Raw genomic sequence first — 18,935 nt, 5'->3', positions numbered from 1 at the left:
TTATTTGAAATTGCTCATTCATCTTATATATAATACAGATTGAATCTACCTGGCCCGCTAAAATACGTTCTCAAAAATTCTATTTCATTCAAAAAATCGGGCTGCATAAAAACCATTTAAACCAGGACAACTTTAACTGACCTGGCAAAAAATCAGGATTTATTAAGAAGTAAAATAATATAGGAACAATACATCCTGAGCCATTGCCCAATAAGAGAATTGGAGCTATAGCAACAAAATGAAAAGCAGAAAAAAGGTTGTTCTTTAAAAGAAACGGGGATATGTTAAATACTTGATAAAAAAACCTGCAGGTTATTCACTATTTTTAATCAACTAAAATCATAAATATGATTCAGCTTTTTTATAATGCCTATAAAAGCTTATCCTCTTAGCTCTTATTTCTTTCATCATTGCCATGTTCTCTTCGATAATCATGTCAATGTTTGCTTTTTTCTGCCTAAAACCCAAACTGGATCTAAGCCAGACTAATGTTTTTAAGACCATCTTTTTCATAATGTATTTTTACGATTTTAGAATAAGGACAGTTTCAATTTTTAATTGTTATATCCGAAGGAATAATCAATTCAACTATAAATTTTAAATATTCAACAAAAGAGGAGTGTACTGTTAAACTATCAATCTTTTATGTTTCAGATGTTTACTTTTTGCAGACGAGTTAGTATTACAAAAATTACTTTACAATTGGTTTTCAGTCTTACAATACTATTTTTAGAGAATTATAATTTAAGTGGATATTAAAACAATTATAATTCCGATGTTGGACCGACAAAAATTTTTCCACTAAAGAATAGAATACTAGAAAGTTACAGTAATATATATAACTTTAAATTCTCATTAATTGAAACATGGTTTAAATGGCCAATTTAAATCATTTTCAACAGCTAGTTTAGTTTTTAGTCACGAATACGATAGTATAATATTTTTCAATTTCAAAAAGCATATGGAAAAAACAGTTTCCGATTCAATTAACAGAAAACTGGTAGACATTACCAGGAAATTCTATAATTATCCTGAAGGAAAAAGTAAGGGTAATCAAAGAGATTTAAACATACCTGATTTATTCAATATAAATTCAGCTACAACCACGGGTATATATAATCATGTCAGTTGTAGTTATGATTTTTTCAGTTCCAACATCAAGTCTCTTTTAGGATTTGATCATAAAAAGTTTTTGCAAGGAAATATCCAATTTATTCTCTCTCTTTTGCATCCTACCCAGAGAGACCTTTTCGACAATGAAATACTTCCACTGCTTTTTAAGTATTATCATTTGTATTCACAGAAAAGAAAAGTCACTGACCTTAAATGCAGCTTTACTTTAAAGATGAGAAGAAGTGATGGCAACTATATTTGGACCTTATTAGAATTAAGGCCGTTTAAAACCAACTCCAAAGGGCAACCTATTCATTCTATACTCTCAATATCTGATATTTCTTTATTTAAAAAAGATGAAGTAAATGAGTTTCTTGTTTGCAAAAAATCAGACGCAGGCCTCTTAAAAAAAATCTTCTCTACCAGCTTCAGCTCTACAGGGGCCAAATACAAATTTTCGAAGAGAGAACTCGAAATCATCTCCCTTTTAGCAGAGGGAAAGACAAGCAAAAAGATAGGTGAAATTCTAAATCTCAGCGTCCACACAGTCTCTACACACAGGAAAAATATGATTGAAAAGAGTAGTGTGCAGAACACCACTGAATTGATAAAACTGGCAACTATCAGAGGTTTAATAGAAAATTTTAATAGTTAAAATTAGAGAGGTTATCATTTTCCAGCATGACGTTTTTCAGGAAGTTTGAATATTACTGGCAATATCTGACATCCTGAAACAGCCTCTCCATTGATTGTAGCAGGATTCCAGGCCGGCATTAATTTTATTACACGTAATGCTTCCTCATCAAAAAATATTTCCCCGGGCTCTGCAATACGAGGATCTTTGATATTTCCGTATATATCAATATCAAAAGTAACCAATACAGTATCTTCAAGCCCCTTTATCAAAGCCTCTTCCGGGTATTGAAGATTTTGCTTAAAATAAGTCTTCAGATTTCCTCTGAATGTGGCTGGCTTTTTCTTTTGTTTTCCTGCTGATGCTTTATTCCCTTTTTGAGAATTTGAAAGAACAAATTCAGTTGAATTATTCTGAGCTGATATTATTCCAGAAAATAGTATCAAAGTTACAATCAAGAGGTTTTTCATAGCTTTTGCGTTAACAATTACTTTTTACCTTTTTAGAAAGAAGAAACTCAACTGGCATCACTCTTATATAATCTGCTGGTTTACCGTCCACCCAACCTGGGTTCCAGTCAGGCATTAATTGAAACACCCTCAAAACTTCCTCATCAAAACCATAGCCCAATCCTTTTATTATACGCGGTTTAATAATTTTACCGGTCGAGTCTACTACGAATTGCACAAAAACTTTGCCTTCAAGCTTATTCTTTAAACCTTCTTCAGGATACTTAACATTTTCACGAATAAACTTTTCCAGACTGTATGGACAAACCGGTTCCTTCAAATTCTTTTTATCTGGATGAACTCTTTCACCTTTGGGAGTTGACTATTGAACCTTCATGGACAAAATCTGATTGAGCAGATGCTATTACATTCAATGCAAGCAAAAGGAGCATTATAAAAATATTCCTATACATCACTTATAAAATTAAATCAATAAAATGAATCATTTTTCTGTAACTCGAAATATAACAGGAAACGATTTCTCACTCATCACAGTTTTACCATTTTGAGTCGCAGGATTCCACGGAGGCATTAATCTTATTAACCTCAATGCTTCATTATCTAAAGACTCATGTACACTTTTCTCTACCCTTGGATTTGAAATAACTCCGTTTGTATCAACTGAGAAAGCAACAACAACTTTTCCCTGAATTCCTTCTTTTACTGCTTCCGGAGGATATTTTAATGTCTTCACTAAAAACTTCTGCAAATCCCCTTTAAAAGTTGCAGGAATGATTGAATCGGCAGAGGATTCAGCTGCTTTATAATTCTGCCCAAAAGTCTTCACAGGCAAAATCAAAATGAATAAAAGTATAAACCTGAACATATCTTTATCAAAAATTTACATAAAGATAAATAAAAAAAAGCAGGGTATCCCCTGCTTTTTACCACCTTAATATACTTAAAACCTACTACTTAAAACTTATCACTTCTCAGCCTATCATGCCTTTTTTAAGTTTTGCATCCTGAGGATCATCACCCAACCATATTGAATACAAGAGCTTTTTAAAATCCAGGCTTTTGACAAGAGCTTGTTCTTTATTGTTTTTATAAATCGTTAAACCGGACCCAGGAAGATAAACCAAATCAAACACATCTCCATTATTGATGTCTTCTTTAAAAGCTTTCATAACTGTTTCTATGTTAACTTTATTAGCGCCCCAGTTACCACTGGTCACACGATCAAATTCCGAACGCATATTTTCTTCAAGTCTTTTGCTGGTTATGAGGTCAGAGATGACATGTATTCTGATACTCATAGGTGCATCTGCCTGAATGATTTTATTGGCATCTTTACTTCTCTCTTTCAGGTAAAGTCCACCTTCGAAAAGGTCCATGCAAAACTTCCTTCTTACTCCCCATCCATTTAACACCAACTCCTGTTTATCTGCTGATATATTCTCAGGCATTTTATTGTTCTTACCTTTGCTTTGCGTTTGCGGAGTTATAGAACATATCAATAACACCAGGATCAGCAGATTTTTCAGTTTTAACATAAGAGAGGTTTGTTTTAAATGATGATTCTATAACCTCTCCCACCAGTCCATTAGTTCAATCCCATACAAAAAGCTTAAACCATTTAATCCATAATTAAAAGTTCCCAATTCTCAATTTCTTTTATCTTAAAAGTCTTCCTTTTTTCATCCTGCCTCTGCTGTACTCTCTTCCTGAACTCCCAGCAGGTATTTTTACCAATCTCCAGCTTCAGACTTAACTCATCCAAAGTATACTTAGCCGTTTTCAGGTTTGTGCAGTAAAGCAGATAAAAGGCTTTATTCAAAGGAATTTTAATACCATGAAAAAGGGTATTAGAAGTTGGAGATTCTATGTAATTACACTTTGTACATTTTCTCGAAAAGGTTTTTTCAGAAAACTTTCTATTGTTACACTTTCTACAAGTATAACCTTCTGCCCATTTTAACTCTTCAAGATATCTGAGGCATGCACTCTGATCAGGAAAAGTAGTTAAGAACTCTTCAAGAGAAATCTCTTCTGAAACTATTCTTGCCTTGCGCTCTTCTTTTACTTTTGTCTTTAGTTTCCAATTATCGAGATCAAGCTGAATATTCATCTCTGCAAGTTTTTTGGAATACAATTCCAGCTTACCATGAGCTAAAGACAATTCATCCGTCTTCTCCAGAAGTGCTTTTGTCCGCTCCTGGACTTTCATATCAAGCTCCCGATTTACCTTGCCAGCAAGTTGATTCTTCTCTTCCAGTTCAATAACCAATTGACTTTTAAGATCATTATTTTCTTTTAAATGAATTATGATTTGTTTGTCAGCCTTATCCTTTTCTTTCCTGATCATCTTCAGCCTGTCACCAAGTGCAAAAGAAAGAATCATAGCCTCAGCAAGGATACCATAATTAAAAACATATACACTGAAAATATCTGGTTCTATAATTTTATTTAACCTGAGCTGAAGGATGATCAGGGATATAAAGACTACTGTATAACCCAATATAAAGAATCTGGCAGCTTTATAACCTTTTGTATAGATATAAATAGAGATTGCATAGATCAATACAAAAGGCATTATATATAGCTCCGGCAAAGAAAACTTAGAATTTCTGAAAGCTTCAATACCAACATAACCTGTATATAATAGAGTAAGAAAAAGTAACGCTTTATCAGCTTGAGGAAAGTTTATTTTCAAATTGAGAAAGGCCCTGGCATAGAATACAGAGCTGATGAGAAATATCAGAGGTGCAATGTAATAATAGAGATAAAGACTATCTGAAGAAAAGCCTTTCCAGAAAACCTCCACCCCAAGACCATCTTCTGTAAGAGACAAGAATATGCAAGCAACAACATAAACAGAATAAAACAAATAAACCCGCTCCTTATTAGTAATATATAGCAGCAGGTTATAAATCAGCATTAGCAGAAGACAGCCATAATAAATACCAAGAAAGAAATACTCATACAAAGCATAAGCGGTAAAGTAATGCTGAGACCTTATTTTAAATTCAAGGCCAGTATCATTAGGAGAATAAATCCTGGCATAAACTGTATAATAAGTGAGGGTAGAAGGTAAGTCAAAGACATAATTTTTATGAGGATAGCTTTTGGCCTTCGGGTGAAGCAAGCCTGAAGTATATTGTTTTATTACTCCCTTTTCATCAGGAATCCATACATCCAATAATTTGATATTTGGAGTAAGACTTTCCAGTACCCATTTTTTATCTCTTGAGGCATTATTTTTAACATGAAACCTGATCCAATAGACAGAGGAAGGATTAAAGTTTCTCAAAACACCACTTTCTGATTTATGAAAAATTCCTTTTGACGCTATTTCTTCAAATGTTTTTTCACCGGAAAAATCTTCCAACCATTCCGCTTCTTTTCCCTGAATGATCAAATCTTCTGCCTGATTTGTCAGATCTATATCAGCATAAACTTCCCCGCAGGACAAAATCAGAAAAGTCAGAAGAGTTAGTAGCCCTAAAAATTGATTTCTCATAAATTGCTTTTTTCTAAGATCGTTACTTCGGGATGACTTTTCATTTACCCTTATATATAAAATGATGAATAACAGACACAAAACAAAGGTAACGAAACGTAATTTTATCCTTCAATAACGAAGAATACCCGGACCAAAAATATAATTTTTTATAAAAAATCTTATTTATTTCTTATTTCTCTTCTTATTCTTTGCTATCGATTACATGGTAAAAAATAAATTATCCTATGAAAAGATTATTTAAAAAGTTAACTAAAGCTGGTAATCTATTAGTTATGGCTTTAGCACTCAATTATCAAACCGTCCAGGCTCAAAGTCAGGATCAAAAGATTGATCATCTGATATCTCAGATGTCTCTTGAAGAAAAAGTAGGTCAGATGACCCAAATAGATCTGAACCTACTTGCTGTCAACGGATACCAGAATACAGACGGTAGCCTTGATAAAGAAAAGCTAAAAAAAGCAATTCTTGAATACAAAGTGGGCTCCGTACTTAATCCTGTTGGGAGAGCTTATTCCATTGAGACTTGGCATAAGATCATTACAGAAATCCAGGATTTGGCGAAAAAGACACCTCACAAAATTCCTGTGATTTATGGAATAGATGCAGTGCACGGAACAACTTTTACACTTAACTCAACTCTATTACCACATAACCTGGGACTTGCTGCTACCAGAAATGAGGAGCTTGCCAAACAGGGCGGAAACATAACTGCAAGAGAAGTAAGGGCTTCCGGTATCAGATGGAATTTTTCTCCTGTATTAGATGCAGGCAGACAGCCATTATGGTCCCGATTTGCAGAAACCTGGGGGGAAGATGTATACCTTACCAAACAAATGGGTGTGGCCACCATCCAAGGCATGGAAGGTGATGGTCTTAAAAATCCAACAGCTGTGGCATCTTGTATGAAACACTTTATCGGTTATTCTGCTCCTAGAACAGGTAAAGACAGAACTCCGGCTCATATTCCTGATATCGTTCTCAGAGAGTATTATCTTCCGCAATTTAAAGCTGCTGTAGAAGCTGGAGCTTCTACAGTGATGATTAATTCAGCAGAAATCAATGGCATACCAACACATGCCAATGAATATCTACTTAAAGAAGTGCTTAGAAAAGAACTTGGCTTTAAAGGATTAGTTGTAACAGACTGGGAAGATATTATAAGATTGCACAACAGACATATGATAGCTGCTACACCTAAAGAAGCAGTTAAGATAGCCATTAATGCAGGTATTGATATGAGTATGGTTCCTAATGACTACAGCTTCTTCACCTATCTGACCGAGCTTGTTAAAGAAGGACAAGTAAGCATGGAAAAAATTGATGCATCTGTTAAAAGAATATTAAAGCTTAAATATGATGTGGGATTATTTGATAATCCTTATCCTGAAAAATCAGCTGCCTCTTTGTTTAACCTTCCTGAATACGGAGCAGCGGCTCTGCAGGCTTCAAGAGAATCTATCACGCTTTTAAAAAATGAAAGCCTTGGAGCAACTCCTGTATTGCCTTTAAAGAAAAATGCTAAAATACTCCTTGCCGGCCCAGGAGCTGACAATCTTCCCAGCCTTCACGGATGCTGGTCTTATACCTGGCAAGGCAACAATAGTAAATACTATCCATCCACAACCAAAACAATTCTTCAGGCAATAGAAGAAAAAACAGGCAAAAGCAATGTTACCTTTTTCGGATCAAAAGAATATAATAACGAAGTCAATTTTGCAACTGAGTCCATTTTTAAAAATGCATCTGCCTTTGACTTCATCGTTCTTTGTCTTGGAGAAGATGCATATGCTGAACAACCGGGAGCTATTGATGATTTAGACCTTCCGGCAAATCAATTAGATCTTGCTAAAGCAGCAATTAACACCGGGAAGCCGGTAATTCTCATCATGACTCAAGGAAGACCCCGAGTGATCAATTCGATAGTACCTGGTGTAAAAGGAATAATACAGGCATACTGGCCAGGCACCAAAGGTGCTGATGCTATAGCAGACGTATTGTTCGGAGATTATAACCCTGATGGCAGACTACCGTTTTCTTATCCTGCAGCTACAGGAGATCTGATTTTGTATGATCACAAGTTTACTGAAAAGATCCAGGAAACAGCCCAAGGGTTTGAATACAATGGATACAAACCTCAGTGGCCTTTCGGTTTCGGATTGAGCTATACGACTTTTGAATACAGTCCTATAAAAGTTAGTAAGAAAGAGTTTACAGGAAATGAGACAGTAAAAGTTTCTGTGGAAGTAAAAAACAGTGGACAGATGAACGGAAAACATGCTGTAGAATTGTATTCGAGAGATTTGTTTGCCAGCGTCACGCCTGACAACAAGCGCCTTAGAAAATTCAAAAAGGTTGCAATCAATGCCGGAGAAACTGTCACAGTAGAATTCGAACTGGACAAAAAAGATTTAGCCTTCGTAAACAGAAAGCTAGAGACTGTAACAGAGCCCGGTGAATTTGAATTGATGATTGAAAATCAAAAGGCGATAATTTCATACAAATAGTCTATAATAAGTGTTTTTAATCCTTTTCGTCTTTACATTTTACGATTTGGTATATTCTTTGTAAAAGCCGAAAGAAACAGGCACTAATTTCGTGTTAATGGTTTAGTAGATATGAATAAAGGGGTAATACCCGTATTAAAATTTTATTAATAAGAAAACTAAACCTTTGAAAACTATGACCACCATGAAATTAAAAGTAATCTTCAGTGCACTTATGATGAGTGCTGTTCTATTTGTTTCACAGGCCATTGCTCAGACTGATGGGCCTAAACATCCTCATAAAGGAGATAGATTTAGCCCAAAGAAGCAAACTGAATGGATGAAAACTGAGCTGTCATTGTCAGATGATCAGACAGCCAAAGTTGAAACCATCAATCAGAAATATTCTGACAAAAGAAAAGCAATGCATGAAGAACATCGTAAGCAGATGAAAGCGCTGAAAGATGAACAGGATAAAGAGTTTCAAAGTGTACTAAATAAAGATCAGTATACTAAACTTGAAGCTAAAAAAGCGGAGATGAAAGAAAAAAGAAAGCAAGCTCACAAAGAGCGTAAAGGTACCAACAAATAGTTTGATTTTTTGACGAAGTACAAGATTTGTTGTGTTTAAGTGTGGAGCCCCGCAAGCGAAAGCTGCGGGGCTTTTTTTTATAATACAAGTTATATTACTCACCTTTCAACTTAAACATCATTCCATTCAAATGACTTCCTATTCTTATCTGACAAGCCAACCTGCTAGCTGAAGAAGCATCAGGCAAAGTATCCAGCATATCCAGTTCTGTATCTGACGGCTCTCCCAACTTCTCCAAACCTCTTTCCACTTCTATATGACATGTCGCACAAAGCGCCATTCCCCCACAGGTTGCCAATACCGGATAATCTGAAGCTTTCAAAACTTCCATTAAACTCAGATTAATATCTTCCGGGATTTCTACTTCCTGTATATTCCCTTGTCTATCTTCTATTTCAAATTTTATCATATAAGTAAAAATTAAAAAGCATTGACTCCATTTACAGTTGTATACTTAAAGCTTAGCTTCTGATCGGGATAAACATATTTGAAAGCACTCTGAGCCATCAGTGCTGCTTCATGAAATCCGCACAGAATAAGCTTCAGCTTACCAGGATAAGTGTTTATATCACCAATCGCGAATACTCCGGGAACATTTGTACTATAATCAAATGTATTTACTTCAATCGCATTTTTATCTATGTTCAATTTCCACTCCGCAATAGGGCCAAGCTTTGGACTCAGGCCAAATAACGGAATGAGATAATCCGTTTTAAGTTCGCGAACCTCCTTCTCTTTGCCTATTACAGTAGCAGATTCAAGGATATTATCTCCTTTCAGTTCTTTAAGATGAGTGTTTAATAACAATTTAACCTTACCGGCTTTGGCCAGTTCAAAGACCTTCTCAGCACTATCTGGTGCCCCTCTGAAAGATTCATTTCTATGAACAAGTGTGACTTCTGATGCGACGTTAGATAAAAAAATAGTCCAGTCTAAAGCAGAGTCACCTCCTCCGGCAATGATGATCTTTTTATCACGAAAGCGCTCGGGATCTTTAACCATATAATAAACTCCTTTTCCTTCATATTTTTCAAGGTTCTCTATCTCCGGTTTTCTTGGCTCAAAACACCCTAGACCTCCAGCAATTACAACAGCTTTACAGGTAATGACAGACTCATCAGAAGTTTTTATTTCGAAAGTCCCATCTTCCCTTTTCACAAGTGTTTCGACCCTTTCCCCCAAAGTATAGGTAGGCTTAAATGGATCTATTTGTTTTTTGAGATTGTCTACCAGATCCTGAGCCAGTACCTCTGGAAAGCCTGGTATATCATAAATTGGTTTTTTAGGATAAATCTCCGACAACTGCCCACCGATCTGCGGAAGAACATCGATAAGGTGACAGCGCATCTTTAATAAACCAGCTTCAAAAACAGCAAAAAGTCCGACAGGTCCGGCTCCAATAATGCATAAATCTGTGTGTATCATAAAAATTATGAAATTAGATGGATGAATAACTTATTAAACAAATATCCTCAACAATAATTAGCACAACAACTAATTGGGTAAAAAAATTTACATTATTATTAACTAGCTATTTTCCAGGTTATTATATATTGAATTTAGAATCCTTTTAAACTCTTCAAAGTCTTTTTCAGAAAGTCCCTGCCAAGCTTTTAAACGGATTCCTGAAACCTGCGGCATTAATTCCTTTACCATAGCCAGCCCAGCATCTGTTAAATGAACAATGAAAGACCGGCGATCTCTCGTATGCATTTTACGCTCTGTTAGCCCTTTATCACAAAGTAGGTCGATAATACGTGTGAGTGTAGGTGTATCTTTAAAAAGAAGCTCAGCCAGTTCTTTTTGATTCAGATCATTATGTTCATATAAATGTCGCAGCACAAGCCACTGATCCAGAGTGACATTAAAGCTTTTCTCATTAAACTGCTGCTGTGCATATTGTTTTACTCTACGCGCTGTGCGGTCGAGGAGAAAGGAGTACATATTACAGAGGTAGTCTTCCATATTAGTAATTTCAAATCACAAATATTCAAAATTATTGCAAAAACCAATTTGGATTACGATTCTTCAGGATTTTTTTTACAATTAAATTTGTTGAAATTATTTATATCCAATTGAGCAACCTTAAACTGAAAAGGTTACCAATTCCCATTTTACTCCAGAATCATTCACTACTTTTAAAAAAACATTGCTTTATGAAAATTCTGGTTATTGAAGACGAAAAAGCACTTGCAGGAAGCATTACTTCTCAGCTGGAAAAAGAAGGATACCTCTGCGAAGCAGCCTACGACTATCCAAGCGGACTGGAGAAGATAATGATATATAATTATGACTGTGTTGTAGTTGATATTAATCTTCCGGGGGGAGATGGTTTTTCACTGGTAGAGAATCTGAAAAAATCTTCATCATCTACAGGAATTATTATTATTTCAGCGAGAAACTCACTTGATGATAAAGTCCGGGGTTTAAATACAGGATCAGACGACTACCTAGTAAAGCCATTTCACTTTTCTGAACTAAACGCCCGCATTAAATCTCTTCTGAGAAGAAGAAATTTTAATGGCAGCAATGAGATATTATTTCATGAAATCAAAGTTGATCTCAACTCCAGAAAGGTATTTGTGAACAATAACGAGATTGTTCTTTATCGAAAAGAATTTGACTTGCTGATGTATTTTCTGTCCAACAAAAATCATGTACTTACCAAAGTTGCCATTGCTGAGCACTTATGGGGGGACAATATAGACTCGGCAGATTCATTGGATATCGTATATTCACACATTAAAAACCTAAGGAAAAAGCTATTGGACAAAGGCAGCAAAGATTACATCCAGTCTATTTACGGAATCGGTTATAAATTTGGGGAAAAATGAAACTTCTTACCAAAACAACAATCTACTATATATTAATCTCATTAATCACCTACCTTCTCATTGCTGGTACATTCTACATTGCCGTAAAGCATTTGATCTATAAAGAAGTTGAAGAGAGACTGAGAGCAGAGCAGCATGATTTCGAAGCTTTTGTAAAAAGACATGGGGGTTGGGATGAAAGCTCCTATTTTGTAGAAAATAAAATTGAGATTCAAAAGCTGTCAAAATTTGATCCCACTCAGGCTGAAGACACTTTCAAAGACACCATTTTTTACAATAAATACACCAAAGAAGATGTCCCATTTCGGGAACTCACCTTTTATAATAAACTTAAAAACAACTGGTATAAAATAAGCATTCGTAAGTCTCTCATCGAAACCACTGAGCTTATCAGATACATTACACTTACCATGCTCTTCCTGTTAAATATAGGCCTTTCCAGCATGTTTATCTTTTTCAGAAAAATGTCAAAAAATATATGGATGCCTTTTTACAATACTCTAGACAAAGCCAAAAAATTTGACATCAAAGATGATAAAGATATTCAGGTTTCAGAAACTCAAATCTATGAGTTTAATGAACTGAATGATGTAATTAAAAAAATGACAGGTAAAATGCGTAAGGATTATCTGAGTCTAAAAGAATATACTGAAAATGCTTCTCATGAAATTCAAACCCCGCTAGCGATTATCAATAGCAAAGTCGAAAACCTTATCCAGTGCGACAATCTTACAGACAAACAGGTACTCTGGATTGAAGATATTCAGAATGCTTGCTTAAAAATTTCTAAGATGCACAAGGCACTTCTCCTTCTTTCAAAAATAGATAATGGCCAATACAATACATTAGAGCAGATAGACTTTAATGTTATGATCCGCGGCAAGTTGGAAGAATTTGAAGCTTTATATACCCACAAAAATATCAGTATAAGTCTTATCAATAAAGGTACATTTCAGTCAAACATACATGGGGATCTTGCTGATATTTTATTAACCAACATCATTAAAAACTCTATTGTCCACAACGTATCTCACGGGGCTGTAAACATTGAAATCAAAAATACCTCAATTGAGGTTTGCAATACCGGCCATCCACTTGTTACTGTTCCTGAGAAGTTATTTGAAAGATTTAAGAAAGATAAGAATAGTGATTCTCTCGGCCTTGGCCTTTCCATTGTAAAGAAAATTGCAGACCACTCAGGATTGAAAGTAGAATACAGATATGGGAATTCGTTGCATAAGATGATACTGTCGAAATAAAGTATTAAGTTTTAAGTTATAAGCTGTAAGAATCCTTCGAGTTCCTTTACTTATAACTTAAAACTTAGTACTTATAACTTGCTATTCACCCTCAACTCCTGCCCATCTCTTATCTCTTCAGAACCTTCTTTCAGAATAACATCCCCTTTACTCAGATCTCCAAAGACTTCAACAAGTGTATCCAAAACAATCCCCTTTTTCACAGGCACCCATTCTGCTTTGTTCTTATTATTTCTTATCACAAATACTTCTTCACTTGAATTTACAACTGCTGACTTGGGAACAAATAATGTTGCTGATGACCTCACAACAGGTATCTGAACATCTGCGTACATCCCTGCTTTTAGCTCTTTAGTTATATTATTATAATCAAACTCTGCCATCATCACTCTATTTTTATCCAGCACGCTACCTGCACTTCTTCCAAACTTTGCTTTAAAATCCTTATCAGGAACTGCGCTTACCTGAAAAGTAACCACACCTTCCTTGTTAACAGTATTAGAATACAATTCAGGAATTGCAAGTGTCAGACGAAGTCTGGAGTTATCTTCCAGAATAAAAAGTGGCTTGGAATTTCCATCCGTCGCCCCTGTCAATGCACCTGGACTTATATTTCTTTCTATAATTACACCATCAAATGGAGCAGTAATAGAAAGATAATTGACCAATTCCTGCTTAGTCCTATAATGCGAGCGTGCTGCATCCAAATTGCCTTTTGCATTGGAAACGGATGCACTGTCTGCAAACATCTTTGCTTTGGCTTGATCCAGTTCATTCAATGCGACTGCTCCTTTTGTAGCATTTGCTTTTATTAATCTTCGGTATGTAAGAGACGATGCAATCAGCCTGGCTTTTGATTCCTCATATGCACCTTCTGCTGCTGAAAGCTGACCTTTTGCCTGATCAAATTCGGCAAGTACTTCAGGAGCATCCAGGACCGCAAGAATCTGACCTTTGCGCACCTGTGAACCTCTGTCTACTTTCAGCTCTTTTACAAACCCTTTAACTTTCGAATAAATACTTACCTTATTCCATGGATGTAGTTCCCCTGGCAACAACAGTGGTTTTTCAGGCTGAAGACTTAATACTTTTGAAACAGCCACCAGTGCAACTTCATCTTTGTGCACTGACTCATGCTTCCTTTCTTCCTTGCTACATGCAAATAGTAATGTAACAATTGCAATGCTAAAAGCTATTCTAAACATGTTCATATATTCCTTTTTGTTGTAATTTATAGTAAGTGCTTTCCGGATCTTCCGGATCAAGAGAGATTGAATTAAACGATGCCTTTTTCTGCAATGAAACAAAAATTGCAGGCAAAATAAACAGGGAGGCCATTGTTGATGCTAGCAATCCCCCAATAACCGCTTGTCCCAATGGAGCAACCTGATCTCCCCCCTCTCCTAGTCCGCTTGCCATGGGAATCATACCGGCAATCATTGCAATACTTGTCATGAGAATGGGACGAATTCTGCTATTTGCCGCCAGCATTGCTGCATGCGGAGCATCCTTTAATTCCAGTCTGACCTGCTCAGCATTGGTAATCATCAGTATAGCATTTGCCACCGAAACACCTACAGACATGATTAACCCCATATAGGATTGCAGATTAAGAGTTGCTCCGCAAGCCAGCAACATTAACAAAGCTCCTGCGACCACAGCTGGAACAGCTGAAAGAATCAGCAACGCCAATTTAAATGATTTAAAATTAGCCGCCAGCAAAAGGAAAATAATGACCACCGCCGCAAGCAGTCCCAATTGAAGGCTATTCAATGTATCGTTTAAAAGTTTAGTTTGCCCTTTAAGATCTACAACCAAACCTCTGGGAAGACTACCAGCTTTTTTAATTGCCTTTTGTACTTCTTTCCCAGCTCTTCCCAGATCTGTCTTATGTAGATTAGCAGTGATTGTTACAAGTCTGTTTGGTCCTGAACGATCAAACTGGCCAGGAGCTGATACTTCAGAAAATGTCGCCACATCTGAAAGCACAGGATGCAACTGGTCACTAAGAAGTGGAATGTTTCCTATATCATCAATTGAGGTCATTTCCGTTTCCGGAATCTGAACCTGTACCTGATAAGCAAGCCCTTTCTTATAGTCCATCCAAAGGTTCTTATCTGTAAACCTGCTTGAAGATGTCGCAGCCACAAGTGACCTTGAAATCTGAGTGGATGTAAGACCAAGCTGACCGGCACGTTCCCTGTCAATATTAACCTTAAGTGTAGGGTATGACATAGGCTGAGCTATCTGAACATCTCTTAAAAATGAAATAGCTTTCATGTTCTTCAAAATCTTTTCCGCAAACCTATTGGCTTCTTTGATATCTTTAGATGCCACTGTTACTTCTATTGGGTTGGGAGAGCCCTGACTCATAATTTTATCAACAAGCTCTATAGGTTCAAAAGATATCCTTACATCGGGAAGCTGCTCTTTAACTTTTGTTCTAATACGCTCCTTTAAATCATCCATATTTATGTCAGCATGTTCAGAAAAAGCTACCTGCATAACAGATTCCTGAGGACCGCTATTAAAAACAAAGATATTAGAGGTACCATAGCTTGAAGGTACTGTTCCTACGAAAGCTGAAGAAACTTCCACATTATCCGCTCCCACTTCATTTTGGATCAGTCTAAGTATTTTAAGAGTTATTCTTTCTGTCTCTTCGACCCTGGTTCCATCTTTGGCCCTGATTCGCAGCTGAAACTGATTGCTACTTGCTTTTGGTAATATATCCGTTCCAATAGCATACATACATAGGCCAATCAGTATGATGGAAGCCGCAAAATATCCTACCGTCCACCTTGCTCTATTCTTTAAAATCTTCCCTAATATTCGAATATACCTCTGCTTGAATCGCTCAAATGCAGAAGGTTTCTCCTGCTTTTCAAACCCATCATTGATCATTGTTTTAATCTCTTCCGGATCCAGTGCTAAGGTATTTCCTTCATGACGACCATGATGCTTTAATAGCCAGTTAGATAAAACCGGCACCAAAGTTTGAGAAAGTATAAACGAAGCAATCATCGCAAAGCCCACCGCAAGAGAAAGGGGCAGGAACATAGACTTAGGCACTCCTACCATTATAAATGCCGGCGCAAATACAGCAAGGATACAAAACAAGATGAGCAATTTCGGAAGAGCAATTTCTTTACAAGCATCCCAAATGGCAACAGCTTTAGGTTTATTCATCTCCAGATGCTGGTGAATATTCTCAATGGTGACAGTTGATTCATCTACAAGCACACCTATTGCCAATGCCAGGCCGCTTAGAGTCATTATATTTATCGTTTGTCCGAACAAATTCAGCAAAATGACTGCTGAAAGAACCGAAATCGGAATAGTCACAACGACAATGATCACGCTACGCCAATCCTTAAGAAACAATAGCACCATAAGTCCAGTAAGTACAGCTCCAAGAATACCTTCACTGACAAGGCTTTTCAGAGCGTTTATTACATAACCTGACTGATCAAATTCATAAGTCACATTTACATCTTCAGGTAATGCATTCTGCAGAGTAGGTAACGCAGTCTTTATATTATTTACTACTGTTAAAGTAGAGGCATCCGATTTTTTTACAACAGGAATGTAAACGGCTCTTCTTCCATTGACCAAAGCATAGCTTACAGTAATATCAGATCCGTCTTCTACAACGCCTATATCACGAATGAAAACAGTCGGACCAGCACCTATTCTTATAGGAATATTCAAAAAATCTTCAGGGCGCTCAATTAAAGAGTTCACAGGCGTCATGAGCGTTTTTTTTCCTATCCTGAGATTACCCGCAGGAGAAGGCTGGTTGTTCGCCACAACAGCCTTGATTATTTCTTCCGGAGTTAGCTTATAACTCCTTACTAGATTAGGATCAATTTTAATAAGAACGGATCTTTGATTTCCACCTAAAGGAGGAGGACTTGAAACACCTTCAATCTTAGAAAACATCGGACGCACCCTTGAACTTGCAAGATCCTGTATTTCGTTCAAAGAACTGGTTTTACTTTCAAAAACTAATTGACCAACAGGTACGGAGCTTGCATCAAATCGTATTACCTGAGGCGGAACTGTCCCTTCTGGCATATAAGCTTTGGCTCTCGAAACATTATTGGCCACCTCTCCTGCAGCCTGAGCCATATTGGTTCCAGGATAAAATTCAAGTTTTATAAGGCACAGTCCCTGTATGGTCTTCACATCAACATTTCTGATTCCTGAAACATAAAGAAAGTGATCCTGGTACCTGGTTGCTATAAATGCATCCATCTCCTCTGGTGCCATACCACCATATGGTTGAACAATATAAATAGTTGGCAAATCCAGATTAGGAAATATATCAACCGGAATTTTAAACAACGATAGCATGGAAAAAAATCCAATTCCTATCACCATTACCATAATGGCAATAGGGTTTCTAAGTGCTGACCTGATTAATTGAAACATGTATCCTGGTTAATTTAAAATTTATTTCACCTGATTTAAAAACAATGAAAGATCTCCTGCTGCCGCTGCCTTCATGAGTAAAGCCCTCCATGCATTGCTATAGGCAATATAATTATCGGCTTCTGCTCTGTTAAGAGTCACTAGGCTTTGGGTAAATGTCGGCAAATCAGTCAAACCGGAGCTATACCTGATCTGCGCCTGTTCAAAGGCTGCCCTCGCAGCTTCCAGCTGAACAGGTGACAACTGAGCCTGTTTTAATGCAACATTGAACTGCATCTCTGAATCCTTCAATTCACGGCTCTGACGCAAGACCTGGGCATCATATAAAAGTTGATATTTGTCATATTGAAACATCTCACTTTCATAATCTCTGTGAATTTTAAAATAACTAGTGAGATTCCACTTTAATGCCACACCAGCCAGATAATTGAAAACCTGATAATCCACACCACTTGAAAAATCAGTTCTGTATTCATTTGTTTTCCTAGAAATGCCGGAACCTCTGGCCCATGTTGTTCCAACAATAGATAAAGAAGGATAAAACGAACGTTTAATAGAAATACTTCTTGCTTTGCTTAAATCTCTGAAAGATTGATATAACCTGAGTGATGGTGCATTTTTCAAATTATCATTATCAGTTATAATTGGAATAGGCAACTCTTTGAAAAAATTCATGGTGTCGATAGAAAGGGTATCTTTCATTTCTCCCCCGCTCAATTCCTTAAGTTTAAGTCCATAGGAAAGCTCATTTCTCTGACTCTCCAGAAGTAATAGTTCAGCTTTGGTATATTCAGCATGAGCGAGAGAACTGTCCACTCCAGGCTTTAATCCGGCAGCGACCCGGGCATTGATTGTATTCATATAATCTTTGGCTCTCTGGAGATTAAATTCCTGAACACGCTTCAACTGCTGATTGATAAGTAAAAGAAGATATAAATCTGCGATTCTAACCTGATGCTGAAACAACTCATTTTCATAATCCTTTTCAGCCTTTGACTTTTCAGCCTTTGCAGCATTGATACCTGCAGACACCTTTCCAAAATTAACTACTTTCCAATCAAGAATAGCAGTTGTATAACTTCCATATGCTCCTTTGTATATGTTATCCTGCCTGATACCACCTGATGGTGCAAAGGTAGTTCCTTCATTAGGATAAAAGGCTCCTTCAAGATTATTACTTGTAGAATATGTATATTGATCTGCCAAAATAAAATTAGGCAAATAATCAGCCCTTGCAAATCCCACCTTTTCCTGAGCGCTTCTTACTTCGTATTGCTTTGCCTTTATGACAGGATAGGAAGACTTTGCTTTTTCAAGCAATTGATTAAGATTATAATCTTGTCCATAAGTGACAACATATGGCAGGATAAAAAATAATAATAAATAATATTTCAGTATTTTCGTCATTCTTTTATCAGCTTTCAAAATTGATTTCAGACTCCTTTAATATTTAAATCAAAACTAAAAGAGGATTCTGTAAGGAATTAGGAATAATAATATTATGCATCAAAAAAATATTTTTCAGCACTTCCTAAATGTTTCCAGAATTAAGGGAATCAATACTGAACTATGATACTCATACATTACAACTGCATTGTGTTGCTCCTTTAA

The 18,935-nt window shown here is 36.4% G+C and carries 17 protein-coding genes; 5 read left to right on the top strand and 12 right to left on the bottom strand.

All coding sequences use genetic code 11. The features are described 5' to 3' along the window. Positions 1-339: 339 nt before the first annotated feature. The gene (locus K350_RS32280; protein WP_156026951.1) at positions 340-513 is read right to left on the bottom strand and encodes a hypothetical protein; all 174 of its coding nucleotides are present in this window, start codon (positions 511-513) and stop codon (positions 340-342) included. 448 nt (positions 514-961) lie between these two features. Here K350_RS32280 and K350_RS0106180 point away from each other — a divergent pair, with 448 nt between their 5' ends. Beyond that, positions 962-1,768, top strand: a complete 807-nt coding sequence (locus K350_RS0106180; protein ID WP_028979158.1) for a LuxR C-terminal-related transcriptional regulator — start codon at positions 962-964, stop codon at positions 1,766-1,768. A gap of 14 nt (positions 1,769-1,782) precedes the next feature. Here K350_RS0106180 and K350_RS27670 read toward each other — a convergent pair whose 3' ends face one another. From K350_RS27670 to K350_RS27660, 5 genes are all read right to left on the bottom strand, one after another. Continuing rightward, positions 1,783-2,217 carry an energy transducer TonB gene (locus K350_RS27670; RefSeq protein WP_028979157.1) on the bottom strand — a complete coding sequence of 145 codons (435 nt, stop codon included), beginning with the start codon at positions 2,215-2,217 and terminating at the stop codon, positions 1,783-1,785. Positions 2,218-2,227: 10 nt separating this feature from the next. Continuing rightward, complete coding sequence (locus K350_RS0106170) at positions 2,228-2,536, bottom strand: energy transducer TonB (RefSeq protein WP_028979156.1); 309 nt, start codon at positions 2,534-2,536, stop codon at positions 2,228-2,230. 162 nt (positions 2,537-2,698) lie between these two features. Beyond that, a complete protein-coding gene (locus K350_RS27665) occupies positions 2,699-3,082 on the bottom strand; it encodes an energy transducer TonB (protein WP_051312913.1) in 384 nt (127 codons plus the stop codon). A gap of 106 nt (positions 3,083-3,188) precedes the next feature. Further along, on the bottom strand, positions 3,189-3,752 hold the full coding sequence (locus tag K350_RS0106160) for a chalcone isomerase family protein (RefSeq protein WP_081670912.1): 564 nt from the start codon (positions 3,750-3,752) through the stop codon (positions 3,189-3,191). A gap of 83 nt (positions 3,753-3,835) precedes the next feature. Beyond that, positions 3,836-5,719 (bottom strand): 7TMR-DISM family protein, encoded by a 1,884-nt coding sequence (locus K350_RS27660; RefSeq protein WP_081670911.1) that lies wholly within the window; start codon positions 5,717-5,719, stop codon positions 3,836-3,838. A gap of 227 nt (positions 5,720-5,946) precedes the next feature. Between K350_RS27660 and K350_RS27655 the strand changes: the two genes are divergently transcribed. Together K350_RS27655 and K350_RS0106145 are read left to right on the top strand one after the other, a co-directional pair. Next, entirely contained in the window at positions 5,947-8,226 is a 2,280-nt protein-coding gene (locus K350_RS27655; protein WP_051312911.1) for a glycoside hydrolase family 3 N-terminal domain-containing protein, read from the top strand. 184 nt (positions 8,227-8,410) lie between these two features. After that, on the top strand, positions 8,411-8,797 hold the full coding sequence (locus K350_RS0106145; protein ID WP_156026950.1) for a hypothetical protein: 387 nt from the start codon (positions 8,411-8,413) through the stop codon (positions 8,795-8,797). A 94-nt stretch (positions 8,798-8,891) separates the two neighbouring features. Here K350_RS0106145 and K350_RS0106140 read toward each other — a convergent pair whose 3' ends face one another. The 3 genes from K350_RS0106140 to K350_RS0106130 all read right to left on the bottom strand — a co-directional run bounded on the left by K350_RS0106140 (position 8,892) and on the right by K350_RS0106130 (position 10,762). Beyond that, positions 8,892-9,206, bottom strand: coding sequence for a 2Fe-2S iron-sulfur cluster-binding protein (locus tag K350_RS0106140; RefSeq protein WP_028979153.1), 315 nt, complete (start codon positions 9,204-9,206; stop codon positions 8,892-8,894). Positions 9,207-9,217: 11 nt separating this feature from the next. Next, positions 9,218-10,222, bottom strand: a complete 1,005-nt coding sequence (locus K350_RS0106135) for an NAD(P)/FAD-dependent oxidoreductase (protein ID WP_028979152.1) — start codon at positions 10,220-10,222, stop codon at positions 9,218-9,220. A gap of 102 nt (positions 10,223-10,324) precedes the next feature. Continuing rightward, positions 10,325-10,762, bottom strand: a complete 438-nt coding sequence (locus tag K350_RS0106130) for a MarR family winged helix-turn-helix transcriptional regulator (RefSeq protein WP_028979151.1) — start codon at positions 10,760-10,762, stop codon at positions 10,325-10,327. Positions 10,763-10,953: 191 nt separating this feature from the next. Between K350_RS0106130 and K350_RS0106125 the strand changes: the two genes are divergently transcribed. Both K350_RS0106125 and K350_RS0106120 read left to right on the top strand, forming a co-directional pair. After that, positions 10,954-11,631, top strand: coding sequence for a response regulator transcription factor (locus K350_RS0106125; RefSeq protein WP_028979150.1), 678 nt, complete (start codon positions 10,954-10,956; stop codon positions 11,629-11,631). After that, the gene (locus tag K350_RS0106120; RefSeq protein WP_028979149.1) at positions 11,628-12,890 is read left to right on the top strand and encodes a sensor histidine kinase; all 1,263 of its coding nucleotides are present in this window, start codon (positions 11,628-11,630) and stop codon (positions 12,888-12,890) included. Before K350_RS0106125 ends, K350_RS0106120 begins: the two co-directional genes overlap by 4 nt. A 71-nt stretch (positions 12,891-12,961) precedes the next feature. Here the strand turns inward: K350_RS0106120 and K350_RS27650 are convergent, their stop codons facing one another. Genes K350_RS27650 through K350_RS0106110 form a run of 3 tightly spaced genes read right to left on the bottom strand, consistent with a single transcriptional unit; the run spans position 12,962 to position 18,731 of the window. Continuing rightward, positions 12,962-14,101: an efflux RND transporter periplasmic adaptor subunit gene (locus K350_RS27650; protein WP_037574408.1), complete on the bottom strand. Its 1,140-nt coding sequence runs from the start codon at positions 14,099-14,101 to the stop codon at positions 12,962-12,964. After that, complete coding sequence (locus tag K350_RS27645) at positions 14,088-17,324, bottom strand: efflux RND transporter permease subunit (protein ID WP_051312910.1); 3,237 nt, start codon at positions 17,322-17,324, stop codon at positions 14,088-14,090. The genes K350_RS27650 and K350_RS27645 overlap by 14 nt, the downstream gene beginning before the upstream one ends. Before the next feature lie 21 nt (positions 17,325-17,345). Next, on the bottom strand, positions 17,346-18,731 hold the full coding sequence (locus tag K350_RS0106110) for a TolC family protein (RefSeq protein WP_081670932.1): 1,386 nt from the start codon (positions 18,729-18,731) through the stop codon (positions 17,346-17,348). Positions 18,732-18,935: the final 204 nt, after the last annotated feature.

The organism is Sporocytophaga myxococcoides DSM 11118 (assembly GCF_000426725.1).
GTDB classification, from domain to species: domain Bacteria; phylum Bacteroidota; class Bacteroidia; order Cytophagales; family Cytophagaceae; genus Sporocytophaga; species Sporocytophaga myxococcoides.
Note: the sequence above shows the minus strand (reverse complement) of the source record. Positions and strands in the feature narration are given on the sequence as shown.